General features: G+C 63.4%; 11 protein-coding genes. 1 reads left to right on the top strand and 10 read right to left on the bottom strand.

The genetic code is table 11. The features are described 5' to 3' along the window. Nucleotides 1-71 precede the first annotated feature (71 nt). The 6 genes from NFH98_RS03935 to NFH98_RS03910 all read right to left on the bottom strand — a co-directional run bounded on the left by NFH98_RS03935 (nucleotide 72) and on the right by NFH98_RS03910 (nucleotide 6,725). On the bottom strand, nucleotides 72-617 hold the full coding sequence (locus tag NFH98_RS03935; RefSeq protein ID WP_222515607.1) for a DUF5943 domain-containing protein: 546 nt from the start codon (nucleotides 615-617) through the stop codon (nucleotides 72-74). A gap of 42 nt (nucleotides 618-659) precedes the next feature. Next, complete coding sequence (locus NFH98_RS03930) at nucleotides 660-1,673, bottom strand: dipeptidase (protein WP_045994977.1); 1,014 nt, start codon at nucleotides 1,671-1,673, stop codon at nucleotides 660-662. A 285-nt stretch (nucleotides 1,674-1,958) separates the two neighbouring features. Beyond that, entirely contained in the window at nucleotides 1,959-2,657 is a 699-nt protein-coding gene (gene mtgA / locus NFH98_RS03925; RefSeq protein WP_349622244.1) for a monofunctional biosynthetic peptidoglycan transglycosylase, read from the bottom strand. 198 nt (nucleotides 2,658-2,855) lie between these two features. Further along, nucleotides 2,856-3,971, bottom strand: coding sequence for a choline metabolism transcriptional regulator GbdR (gbdR, locus tag NFH98_RS03920; protein WP_045994991.1), 1,116 nt, complete (start codon nucleotides 3,969-3,971; stop codon nucleotides 2,856-2,858). A 577-nt stretch (nucleotides 3,972-4,548) separates the two neighbouring features. Next, nucleotides 4,549-5,406, bottom strand: coding sequence for an S-formylglutathione hydrolase (gene fghA, locus NFH98_RS03915; RefSeq protein ID WP_349622243.1), 858 nt, complete (start codon nucleotides 5,404-5,406; stop codon nucleotides 4,549-4,551). A 209-nt stretch (nucleotides 5,407-5,615) separates the two neighbouring features. Further along, nucleotides 5,616-6,725, bottom strand: a complete 1,110-nt coding sequence (locus NFH98_RS03910) for an S-(hydroxymethyl)glutathione dehydrogenase/class III alcohol dehydrogenase (RefSeq protein ID WP_349622242.1) — start codon at nucleotides 6,723-6,725, stop codon at nucleotides 5,616-5,618. A 184-nt stretch (nucleotides 6,726-6,909) separates the two neighbouring features. On the opposite strand from NFH98_RS03910, the gene NFH98_RS03905 reads away from it, so the two are divergent. Then, nucleotides 6,910-7,839 carry a LysR family transcriptional regulator gene (locus NFH98_RS03905; RefSeq protein ID WP_222568190.1) on the top strand — a complete coding sequence of 310 codons (930 nt, stop codon included), beginning with the start codon at nucleotides 6,910-6,912 and terminating at the stop codon, nucleotides 7,837-7,839. A gap of 97 nt (nucleotides 7,840-7,936) precedes the next feature. On the opposite strand, the gene NFH98_RS03900 is transcribed toward NFH98_RS03905, so the two are convergent. From NFH98_RS03900 to NFH98_RS03885, 4 genes are all read right to left on the bottom strand, one after another. Then, the gene (locus tag NFH98_RS03900) at nucleotides 7,937-8,680 is read right to left on the bottom strand and encodes a tetratricopeptide repeat protein (protein WP_222568191.1); all 744 of its coding nucleotides are present in this window, start codon (nucleotides 8,678-8,680) and stop codon (nucleotides 7,937-7,939) included. 9 nt (nucleotides 8,681-8,689) lie between these two features. Next, the gene (locus NFH98_RS03895; protein WP_371931873.1) at nucleotides 8,690-9,607 is read right to left on the bottom strand and encodes a branched-chain amino acid ABC transporter permease; all 918 of its coding nucleotides are present in this window, start codon (nucleotides 9,605-9,607) and stop codon (nucleotides 8,690-8,692) included. A gap of 70 nt (nucleotides 9,608-9,677) precedes the next feature. Beyond that, a complete protein-coding gene (locus NFH98_RS03890) occupies nucleotides 9,678-10,565 on the bottom strand; it encodes a branched-chain amino acid ABC transporter permease (protein WP_045991867.1) in 888 nt (295 codons plus the stop codon). Nucleotides 10,566-10,635: 70 nt separating this feature from the next. Next, the gene (locus NFH98_RS03885) at nucleotides 10,636-11,883 is read right to left on the bottom strand and encodes an ABC transporter substrate-binding protein (protein ID WP_045991866.1); all 1,248 of its coding nucleotides are present in this window, start codon (nucleotides 11,881-11,883) and stop codon (nucleotides 10,636-10,638) included. Nucleotides 11,884-11,957: the final 74 nt, after the last annotated feature.

Here is an 11,957-nt window from a genome sequence, read left to right as displayed (position 1 = left end):
CCGGGTTCGCCGAACAGCGTCACCCAACAGGGACACCAGGGCGGCGCACCGAATCGACGAGATAGCGCAGCTCAGCGAGACACGGTGGCGAGCGGCTGGACCTCGAAGCGGCCCACCTCGCAGCCTGGCTCGGCGGCGCTCTGGGTCTGCTCGGCACGGGTACGCAGTGCCGACCCCGAGGCCGCCAGGATCTGGTCCATGGCACCGGCGAACCAGCCGGTGAACATGTACTCGACCCGGTAGCCGACCTTGCCCAGCTGGTAGACGAAGGCGCTGTGTTCCAGTCGCACCCGGGCGGTACCCGCCTCCAGGTCGATGGCCTCGGTAATGAAGCGGCCCCAGCCTCGCTGGGACAGACGCGTCATGTAGTGCTCGAACACCGCCTCGCCGGCCAGACCGTGCAACTCGGCCTCCTTCTCGCACCAGTGCCAGGCGCTCTTGTAGCCGGCGTGGTAGAGAATCTCGGCGTAGGCCTCGACGCCCAGCGCCTGCTCCACGGCGATATGGTTGTTGATAAAGAAGTGTCGCGGCACATACAGCATCGGCAGGGCGTCGGTGGTCCAGACACCGGTCTCGACGTCCACCTCTATGGGCAGTTCAGGCGCCATCTTGGTCACGGTCGACTCCTTGGCAGGCGTTATTGTTGTGGTGGTTGTGTGCTATTCGCCCCAGACATCGGCCAGCACCCGTACCCAGTTCTCGCCCATGATCTTGCGCACCTGGGCTTCGCTGAGGCCGTGGCGCAGCAGCGCCTCGGTGAGGTTGCCGAACTCGCCGATGGTGCGAATGCCCTTGGGATTGATGATCTCGCCAAAGGAGGTCAGGCGACGGGCGTAGCCCTTGTCGTGGGTCAGCCACTCGAAGAAGGCCTGATCGTGGCCCTGGGTGAAGTCGGTGCCGATACCGATGGCGTCTTCGCCGACGATATTCATCACGTAGACGATGGCCTCGACGTAGTCGTCGATGGTGGCGTTGACCCCGGCCCGCAGGAAGGGGGTGAACATGGTCACGCCGACGAAGCCGCCGTGGTCGGCGATGAACTTGAGCTCCTCATCGGACTTGTTGCGCGGATGCTCCTTGAGCCCGGAGGGCAGGCAGTGGGAATAACAGACCGGCCTGGACGACTCGAGGATCACCTCGCGGGAGGTGTTGGCGCCAACGTGAGACAGGTCACACATCACCCCGACCCGGTTCATCTCGGCGACGATCTCGCGACCGAAGCCGGACAGGCCACCGTCGCGCTCGTAGCAGCCGGTGCCCACCAGGTTCTGGGTGTTGTAGCAGAGCTGGACGATACCGACGCCGAGCTTCTTGAAGATCTCGACGTAGCCGATCTGGTCTTCAAAAGCATGGGCATTCTGAAAGCCGAAGATGATGCCGGTCTTGTCTTCCTGCTTGGCACGCCGGATGTCCGCGGTGGTGCGCACCGGCAGCACCAGGTCGCTGCACTCTTCCATCAGCGCGTTGGTGGCCACGATATTGTCCACCGTGGCCTGGAACCCCTCCCACACCGACACGGTGCAGTTGGCCGCCGACAGCCCACCACGGCGCATGTCCTCGAGGAGTTCACGGCTCCACTTGGCGATGATCAGACCGTCGATCACCGTGGCCTCGCGGTGAAGCGCCCGGGCATCGATGGCACCAGTTTCGGTTTGCGTCAGAGGGGAGTTCATCGCTGTTGTCCTTACCCGCTTCAGGGAGAGCGCCAGCATCAGAACGCTGGCGTTGTGCGGGCAGGATAGCGCCGCCCCGGGGGGCCACGACGCCTGATTGCGACGACGAGAATTCCAAAAGCGTCACCGCCGTTCCGGCAGCGACAAAAGGCACCCGTGGGCAAAGGAAAGAAGCGAAACGACGCGCCTCAAAACACCGCGAAGACGTGCCGGAAGCAAAGGGGCGAAGAGGGAAAGAAGTGAATGGACAGAACCCAAAGGATCAAGGACTGCGACGCCTGCCGGCTACAGCTTCTCCAGGTAGCCAAGGCCCAGGTTATTCATCTGTCGCTGAATCCAGGCGGCATGACGGGCGGTGCGCGGCCCCGGGTGCGAGGCGCTGCGCTCTCGCGGGTTGGGCAGCACCGCCGCCAGGCGGGCCGCCTGGGCGGCGCTCAACTGATCGGCACCGACGCCAAAGTAGTGGCGACTGGCGGCCTCCAGGCCAAAGACCCCCCGGTCGAATTCGACGATATTGAGATAGACCTCGAGGATGCGCTCCTTGGGCCACAGCAGTTCCATCAGGGTGGCGAACCAGGCCTCGAACACCTTGCGCACATAGTCCCGCCCGGTCCACAGAAACAGATTCTTGGCGGTCTGCTGGGTAATGGTGCTGGCCCCGCGCAGCGAGCCTCCGTTCATGGCGGACTCGATGGCACGCTTCAACTCCACCAGGTCGAAGCCATGATGATCGGGGAAGCGCTGGTCTTCCGCCGCAATCACCGCCAGCTTGGCGTTGTCTGACAGCTCATCCCAGGGACGCCAGCGCTGCTGGATGTCCAGCGGGTCGCCGGAGAACCAGGACGAGACCTCGCGCTCCAGCATCACCATGGAGCCGAACACCGGCACCACGCGAAACACCAGCACCAGCACCACTGACCCCAGCGCAAAGGCAAGGGTGGCGCGTAGCAGAAGTCGGCTGAGAGGGCGCCACCAGTTGCGCATGCATCGGGCTCGGTTGGAATCGATCCGGGGAGTATATCAAGGCCTTGGGTGGGGCGGGCAATCGCCGCTGTCAGCATTTTACCGGTGTGGCCAAAGGCTCTCCTGCCGATATCTGGCGTCCAGGCATGCCGAAGCCTGCTCCCAGGCCTCGTCCAGCAAATTCCGCCAGCGAAGGCGCATTGTTCAACACGCCCTTCGCTACTTGGGCAACACCTTGAAGCTGCCGTAGGTCGGCTCCCCGCGGGCTTCTTCCAACGCCGACAGCGCCCGGGACACCGGTTCGTCAGGGGCCGCCGCCAGCAGCGGGGATACGGTGCTACCGGCCACCACCGGCGAGAAGGCGCTCCAGCCCAGTCGCTCCTCCCGCGGCGGCAGGCCGAAGCACTCGCGGTAGCACTTGGAGAAGTGCGGGGTGGAGACGAAGCCACAGGCGGCGGCGATGTCGATGATCGACATCGAGGTCTGCTTCAACAGCTGACGGGCGCGATTGAGCCGCAGGCGCATGTAATAGCGCGACGGCGAGCAGTGCAGGTTGCGCTGGAACAGCCGTTCCAGCTGGCGCCGCGACAGGCTGACGTAGCGGGCCAGTTCGTCCAGGTCGATGGGCTCCTCAAGGTTGTTCTCCATCAGCGCGACGATCTCCTGCAGTCGCGGCTGGGTGGTGCCGAGCATATGCTTGAGCGGCACCCGCTGCTGGTCCTGCTCACCACGCACCCGGTCGCACACGAACATGTCGGAAATGCCCGCCGCCAGCTCGCGCCCATGGTCACGCCCGATCAGCGTCAGCATCATGTCCAGCGGCGCCGTGCCGCCGGAGCAGGTGAAACGGTCCCGATCCATGGCGAAAAGCTTCGAGGTCAGGCCGATACCCGGGTAGGCCTCCTGCAGCGCTGCCTGGCACTCCCAATGGGTGCTGACCTCATAACCCTCGAGCAGCCCGGCCCGGGCCAGCGCCCAGGCACCGGTACACACCGAGCCAAATCGCTTGAGGTGGCGTGCCTGGGCCTTCAGCCAGCTGACGTGGCCCTGGTGCACATGGCGGGTCGGCGCCACGCCGCCGCAGACCACGACCATATCCAGCGACAGCGGCACCGTGATCGACGAGTCCGGCGTCACGGTCAGGCCGTCGCTGGCCTGAAGCGGCGCACCATCCAGGCTCAGGGTGAACCAGCGATAGAGTTCCTGGCCCGACAGCTGGTTGGCCATGCGCAGCGGCTCGATGGCCGAGGCCAGCGAGATCAGGGTGAAATGCTCGAGCAGCAGAAAGCCTACGGTCTGTGGCCCCTCGGGCCGGCTAGGCAGGGTCATGGTCATCTTCTCCACAGCGTCGGCCTCCTCGTCGCAAGCCACGAGGTACCGTCACGTCCATTTGTTGTTATCGCGACGTCGTAAACGGAACAGGACTCGCGCATGGTGTCGACACCCTCGACGTTGCCAGCGTCGCTACGGGTATCGCAGGCAGGAGCGTCCGTGCTTTTCTCCGACGACTTTACGCCTGGCGACTGAGTCTCGGCATCAAAATAATCGCTATCGGCTGCCGCTTGACCAGTCGTCTCCGACAATGATGTCGCAGGTGACTATGACGAGGTCGCATCTGTCACCTGACAAGGCAAAGGATCGGCCATATTTCCCCATTCACGACAGGGCTATCTCTCCAGGCGACCCGTTGATGCCTTGCCGGGACGCCGCCTTTGGCTCGCCAGCCAGCGCACGCCCACCCCCTGCCCGGACACGCCAACACCCAGCACTCTCTTCCCCCACTCCATGGTCCGGAAGTTCAGGCCGCAGAAATCCCGGGCAAAAAAATAAGCCCAGAAACACCACGGCCCCCGATGATCGGGGGCCGTGGTGGATACCTTGGAGGGTACTGCAGGCTGGCGAGAAGTCTCACTCAGCGCTTGGCGTAGAGTTTCTCGGCGTGGTAGCGCAGGTGATCCTCGATAAAGGTCGCGATGAAGAAGTAGCTGTGGTCGTAGCCGGGCTGACGACGCAGGATCAGCGGGTGATCGCGCTCGGCACAGACCGCCTCGAGCCGCTCTGGACACAACTGCTCATAGAGGAAGTCATCGGCGTCGCCCTGGTCGATGAACAACGGCTGACGTGAGGCGCCACGGGCCACCAGTTCACAGGCGTCGTACTGGGTCCACTTGCTGGAATCCTCGCCCAGATAGGCCGAGAACGCCTTGCGCCCCCAGGGGCACTGGGTCGGATTGACGATCGGCGAGAACGCCGACACCGAGCGGTAGTGTCCCGGCTTGCGCAACGCCAGAATCAAGGCACCGTGGCCTCCCATGGAGTGACCGCTGATGGACTCGCGACCGTTGAGCGGGAAGTGCTGACGAACCACCGAAGGCAGCTCCTCGGTGACGTAGTCATACATCCGGTAGTGAGCCTTCCACGGCTCCTGGGTGGCGTTGACGTAGAAGCCCGCCCCGGACCCCAGATCGTAGCTGTCGTGCTCACCTGGCAGGTCAGTCCCCCGGGGGCTGGTGTCGGGGCAGAGGATGGCGATGCCCAGTTCCGCCGCCAGCCGATGGGCACCGGCCTTCTGCATGAAGTTTTCATCGGTGCAGGTCAGCCCCGACAGCCACCACAGCAGCGGCACCTTCTCCGTCTCGGCCTGGGGCGGCAGGTAGATGGCGAAGGTCATCTCGCAGTCCAGCGCCCGCGAATGATGACGATAGCGCTTGTGCCAGCCGCCGAAGCTGCGATTGGCGCTGACCAGTTCCAGATGTTCGCTCATGGACATGGCGACTTCCCCTCAACGATGAAGCCCCGAGGTCCGGGGCGGATAAAACGACGCGGTGCGTTCTGGCGGACGACGCGGCCGTCTGGCGGTGGGGCGAGCTGGCATCAATACTGCGCCAGCAATCGACTCACCGCCAATCGGCGCCCACCTGGCCCATCGCTTGGGTCAGGTGGGCGTGGCCTCATCAGCGCCGTCTCGATGCTACCGGCTCAGTAATGCAGTACGGTGCGGATGCTCTCGCCGGCGTGAAGCAGGTCGAAGGCCTCGTTGATCTTCTCGAACTCCATGTTGTGGGTGATGAAGTCGTCGATATTCAGCTCGCCCTTCATGTACTGCTCGACGTAGCCCGGCAGCTGGCTACGGCCCTTGACGCCACCGAAGGCAGAGCCCTTCCATACCCGACCGGTCACCAGCTGGAAAGGCCGGGTGGAGATCTCTTCGCCGGCGCCGGCGACACCGATGACGATCGACTCGCCCCAGCCCTTGTGACAGCACTCCAGCGCCGAACGCATGACGTTGACGTTGCCGATGCACTCGAACGAGTAGTCGACGCCACCGTCTGTCAGGTCGACGATCACCTGCTGGATGGAATCACTGTAGTCCTGCGGATTGACGAAGTCGGTGGCGCCAAACTGCTTGGCCAGCTCGAACTTGTCCGGGTTCACGTCGATGGCGATGATACGACCGGCCTTGGCCATCACCGCACCCTGGATCACCGCAAGGCCGATGGCACCGAGACCGAACACCGCCACGGTGGCGCCCGGCTCGACCTTGGCGGTGTTCATCACCGCGCCGATCCCGGTGGTCACCCCGCAGCCGAGCAGGCAGATCTTGTCCAGCGGCGCTTCCTTGGACACCTTGGCCAGCGAGACCTCCGGCACCACGGTGTACTCGCTGAAGGTGGAAGTGCCCATATAGTGATAGAGCGGCTTGCCATCCAGCGAGAAGCGCGTGGTGCCGTCAGGCATCTGGCCCTTGCCCTGGGTGGCACGGACCGAGCTGCACAGGTTGGTCTTGCCCGAACGGCAGAACTTGCACTCGCCGCACTCGGCCGTGTACAGCGGGATGACGTGGTCGCCGGGCTTCAGGCTGGTGACGCCCTCCCCCACCTCTTCGACCACACCGGCACCCTCGTGCCCCAGGACCGAAGGAAACAGCCCCTCCGGGTCGGCCCCGGACAGGGTATAGGCGTCGGTGTGACAGACACTGGTAGCGACCACCCTGACCAGCACTTCGCCGGCCTTGGGGCCTTCGACATCGATTTCGGTCAGGGTAAGCGGCTTGCCGGCTTCCAGGGCAATGGCGGCGCGAGACTTCATGGCAATCTCCTCGGATTGGGGGCTGCACGACAGGCAAGAACGACCAAGCCTGGCGCACTGACGTAAGGGGCACGGGCCATCCTGACCCGGTGGATGATGACCACAGTCTAGACCCCGCTACGGACTGGGATAAAGCACGCATTCGGCATAACATTGTTGCTGTCTCGCAATAATGGAGTGCGCCATGCATCCCTGGGCCGGCATTGAAGCCTTTATCGAAGTGGTACGCCTGAAGTCCTTTGCCGCCGCCGCCCGACGCCTGGGTGTATCCAGCTCCCACGTCAGCCGACAGGTAGCCGCCCTGGAGAGCCGCCTCGATACGCCGCTTCTGTATCGCACCACCCGCCAGATAAGCCTGACCGAGGCCGGTCGGCTCTACTATCAACAATGCGAGGCACTGGTCGACGGCTTTCGCGAGGCCGACGCCGTGGTCAAGGACTTCGAGGCTCACCCCAGGGGCGAGCTGGCGCTGACCTGCGCCACCACCTTTGGCGAGCGCTACGTGGCGCCTCTGATTAATGACCTGTTGATCCAGTACCCCCAGCTTGGCGTGCGCCTGCACTTCACAAACCGCCAGGTGGACCTGATCGAGGAAGGCTTCGATATCGGCATCCGCATGGGCACGCTGGAGGACAGCACCATGATCGCCCGTCGTCTGGCCGACCGCCGCGAGTACGTGGTGGGCTCCCCCGACTACTTCCAGCGCTACTCGCAGCCCCACGCCCTGTCCGAGCTGAAGCATCACCGCTGTCTGCATGGCTCACGCGATCGCTGGCGCTTCGCCGTCGACGGCATTCCCCGGGAAGTGGCGATCAAGGGGCCCTGGCAGGGCAACTCCGGCCCGGCCCTGCTCGACGCCGTGCTGAAGGGCGTGGGCCTGGGTCAGCTTCCCGACTACTACGTCGAGCATCATCTGGCCCAGGGTGAGCTGGTCTCCGTGCTCGACACCTACCGCCACAGCGATACCGGCGTCTGGGCCGTCACCCCCCACCACCGCCACCGCTCCCCCAAGGTCCGCGTGGTCATCGACTACCTGGCCGAACACCTCGCAGAGCGCCTGCCACCGCGATACCGCGACAGGCGAGGCACAGACGAGCCAGCGCCATCCGACTAACCCCCAGCGACAAAAAGGCCCTCGACACGTTTTCGTATCGAGGGCCTTCGACATCTGGTCACCAAAAGCCTTGCCTCTTGTTGCCTGCCACCTGCGACTACTGAAAGGTCCCATCCTCCTGATACTCAAGCCCGTAGTAGCTGGGAACAAAGATATTGTGTTCTTCCTGCCACTGGCGAGAAAGTCGGATCGCCTCACGGATCTGCTCAGGGGTCATTTGTTCTTCAAGGCGGGCTTTGTCGGGGGCGCTGCCGGGGGAGAGAAGGTCGTAATATTTATAGGCTTGGACGAGATCTATGTCGGTACCGATACCTTTTTCATAAAATGCTGCCAGCCCTCTAAACCCTGATGTATCGCGGCCATAAGGCATATCCTCCGTCCTAGAAAACCAACGAAATGCCTCATCGTCATCTTTATCTACACCTCTTCCTTCGTGAAGAAACACTGCCACATTCGTTGCAGAAGTCCTATCTCCTTGCTCTGCAGCCAATAAAAACCATTCGAATGCTGCAGCTTCATCTTTATCCACCAAGTCACGTAAAGTTAGCCCCCTATATGCCACGCCCAATTGTCTTTGCGATCTAATAAAACCTAGCCTAGCTGAATCCAATAGATATCTTAATGCAACTCCTTTGTTTTTCTCGACGCCACCCCCGGTATAGTACATTCCAAACAGAACGTATCCCGCATCAACTGCACCCAACCTCCAGGCGTTCTCATTATATTTCACCATATCTTCAATATTTTTCTCCACATCAAAACCACGCACTCCACCCTGAGATAAAAATCCTGACAAAAAAAAGCCCGGCCTTGAGGCCGGGCAGCGGGAGAACAGCGGCAATCGCCGTGTCTATTTGAAGTTCTTGCGCACCATGTTCTGGATCTCGCCGACGATACCGCTGCGAAAGCTCAGGACGCAGAGCACGAAGATGGACCCCAGGATGACGCTGACCCAGTTGCCCAGCGGCGACTGCGCGAGCTGAGTCTGCAGGCTGACCACCAGGCCAGCGCCGACCAGCGGGCCGAACAGGGTGCCGACACCACCGACCAGGGTCATCAGGATGACCTCGCCGGACATGTGCCAGTGGGCATCGGTGAGCGAGGCAAGCTGGAACACCACCGTCTTGGTCGCGCCGGCAAGGCCAGCAAGCCCCGCCGAGATGACGAAGGCCACCAGCTTGTAGGCGTCGACGTTGTAGCCCAGTGACACCGCCCGTGGCTCGTTCTCGCGGATGGCCTTGAGCACCTGACCGAAGGGCGAGTGCACGGTGCGCTGGATGATGGCGAAGCCGATCACGAAGATCGCCAGCACCACGTAGTACATCGCCAGGTTGTCGGACAGATCGATCAGCCCCAGCAGCTTGCCCCGCGGCACACCGTGCAGGCCATCCTCGCCCCCGGTGAAGGGCGCCTGGATGTAGAAGAAGAACATCATCTGGGCCAGCGCCAGGGTCACCATGGCGAAGTAGATGCCCTGACGACGGATCGCCAGCGCCCCAAACAGGGTGCCGAGGATCACCGCCGCCAGGGTGCCGACGACGATCCCGAGTTCCGGCGTCAGGCCCGGATAGCTCGACAGCAGAAAGCCGGTGACGTAGCCCCCGGTGGCGAGAAAGGCGGCGTGGCCGAAGGACAACAGTCCGGCGAAGCCCAGCAGCAGGTTGAAGGCACAGGCGAACAGCGCGAAGCACAGCACCTTCATCAGGAACACCGGGTAGGCAAACAGCGGCGCGACCAGGGCGATGGCCAGCAACACGATCATCAGCATGCCCTGGCGTCGGCGCGCGGCGCGGGCCCGGGTCTGAGTCGGCGTCGGCGAAGTAGTGGTTGTGGACATCTCAGGCCTCCTTTCCAAACAGCCCGGCGGGCCTCAGCATCAGCACCATGATCATCACCAGGAAGATCACGGTGTTGGCTGCCTCCGGGTAGTACACCTTGGTCAGCCCCTCGATCAGCCCCATGGCAAGACCGGTCAGGATGGCACCGAGGATCGAGCCCATGCCGCCGATCACCACCACCGCGAAGACCACGATCAACAGACTCGAGCCCATGGTCGGTGACACCGGGTACAAGGGCGCGGCGAGTACCCCGGCGAAGGCCGCCAGGGCCACCCCGAAGCCGTAGGTCAGGGTGACCAGCAGCGGCACGTTGACGCCGAAGGCCTGCATCAAGGCGGGGTTCTCGGTGCCCGCCCGCAGGTAGGCGCCAAGCCGGGTTCGCTCGATGATGAACCAGGTGCCCAGGCATACCACCAGGGCCGCCACCAGCACCCAGCCGCGATAGGTCGGCAGGAACATGAAGGGCAGCTTGATGCCGCCGCTCAACGCCTCGGGAATCGGGTAGCTGGCCCCGGACACGCCGAACAGGTTGATCAGGCTACCCTCGAAGATCAGCGCCAGGCCGAAGGTCAGCAGCAGCCCATAGAGGTGATCCAGGTGGGCGATGCGCCGCAGCACCAGACGCTCGAGCAGAGCACCGAAGGCGCCGACCACCAGCGGCACCAGCAACAGCGCCAGCCAGTAGTTGATGCCCAGGTACTGAGCCCCGAGCAGTGCAGCAAAGGCACCCAGCATGTACTGGGCGCCGTGGGCGAAATTGACGATCTTCAGCAGACCGAAGATGACCGCCAGCCCCAGGCTGAGCAGCGCATAGAAGGCGCCGTTGATCAGCCCCAGCATCAGCTGGCCCATGAACACCGCCAGCGGTACGCCGAATATCATGGTCATGATGATTTCCCTTGAGCATCAGGCCGGGGCACCACCCTGGTGACCCCGGCGTAGATCGAGCGCGGGCGGCTCAGTTGACGAGCTTGCAGGAACTCTCGGACAGCGGACGGTAGGCCTCTTCGGCCGGGATCGTGGCCTGGATCTCGTAAAGGTCCCACTCGCCCTCGGAGTCGGCGGGAGCCTTCACCTCGGCCAGGTACATGTCATGCACCATGCGACCATCCTCGCGAATCTGGCCATTGCGAGCGAAGAAGTCGTTGATCGGCGCCTCGCCCAGCTTGGCCCTGACGGTGGCAGGATCGTCGGTGCCGGCGTCTTCCAGCGCCTTCAGGTACTGGGTGGTGCTGGAGTAGATGCCGGCCTGAACCATGGTCGGCATCTTGCCCACCCGCTCGAAGTAGCGCTCGGCCCACTCGCGGGACTCGTCATCCATGTCCCAGTACCAGCCGGTGGTCAACAACAGGCCCTGAGTCGTCTCCAGGCCCATGGCATGGACGTCGTTGAGGAAGATCAGCAGGCCGGCCAGCTGCTGGCCACTCTGGGTCAGGCCAAACTGGCTGGCCGTCTTGATCGCGTTGACGGTGTCGGAGCCGGCGTTGGCCAGACCGACGATCTTGGCGCCGGAGCCCTGGGCCTGAAGGATGTAGGAGGAGAAGTCGCTGGTCGGGAACGGATGGCGAACGCGATCGATGATCGTGCCACCGTTGTCGGTGACCACCTTTTCCACGTCGCTCTCGAGGGCATGACCGAAGGCGTAGTCGGCGGTGAGCATGAACCAGCTGTCGCCGCCCTGCTCGACCACCGCCTTGGCGGTACCGTTGGCCAGCGGATAGGTGTCATAGACGTAGTGAATATGGTTCGGGGTGCAGTGTTCGTTGGTGATGCTCGAGGCCGCCGAGCCGGAAATGATGGCCAGACCACCGGCCTCCTCCAGCACCTTGGTCACGGCGATGGACACCGAGGAGGCGACCATGCCGGCCACCAGGTCGACGTTCTGCTGGTCGACCCAGCCGCGCACGGTGTTGGCGCCCACGTCGGCGCTGTTGCGATCGTCGGCGCTGAACACCTCGATGGGGGCACCGGCGACTTCGCCGCCGAAGTCCTCTACCGCCATCTTCAGCGCTTCGAGGCCGCCGGGGCCGGCCAGGTCACGGTAGGTGCCGGACATGTCGGCCAGATAGCCGATACGCACCTCGCCATCGCTGATGGCATCCTGCGCCATGGCCGACGATGCCAGGCCCAGGCCGGTGGCGGCGGCGACCGCCAGGGCCAGGTGGCGGCGGGCAAGACGGGGGGAGGAAGCGTGTACCTTGGTCATGGGAGGCTCCTGGGGCCAGCGGCCCTTGTTGTTGTTGAATAGGTTGTTGTTTAGAAAGTGGTTGTTGAACGGCT

Origin of the sequence: Halomonas sp. H33-56, assembly GCF_040147035.1 — a bacterium.
GTDB lineage: Bacteria > Pseudomonadota > Gammaproteobacteria > Pseudomonadales > Halomonadaceae > Halomonas > Halomonas litopenaei.
This window is presented reverse-complemented; position numbering and strand designations above follow the sequence as displayed.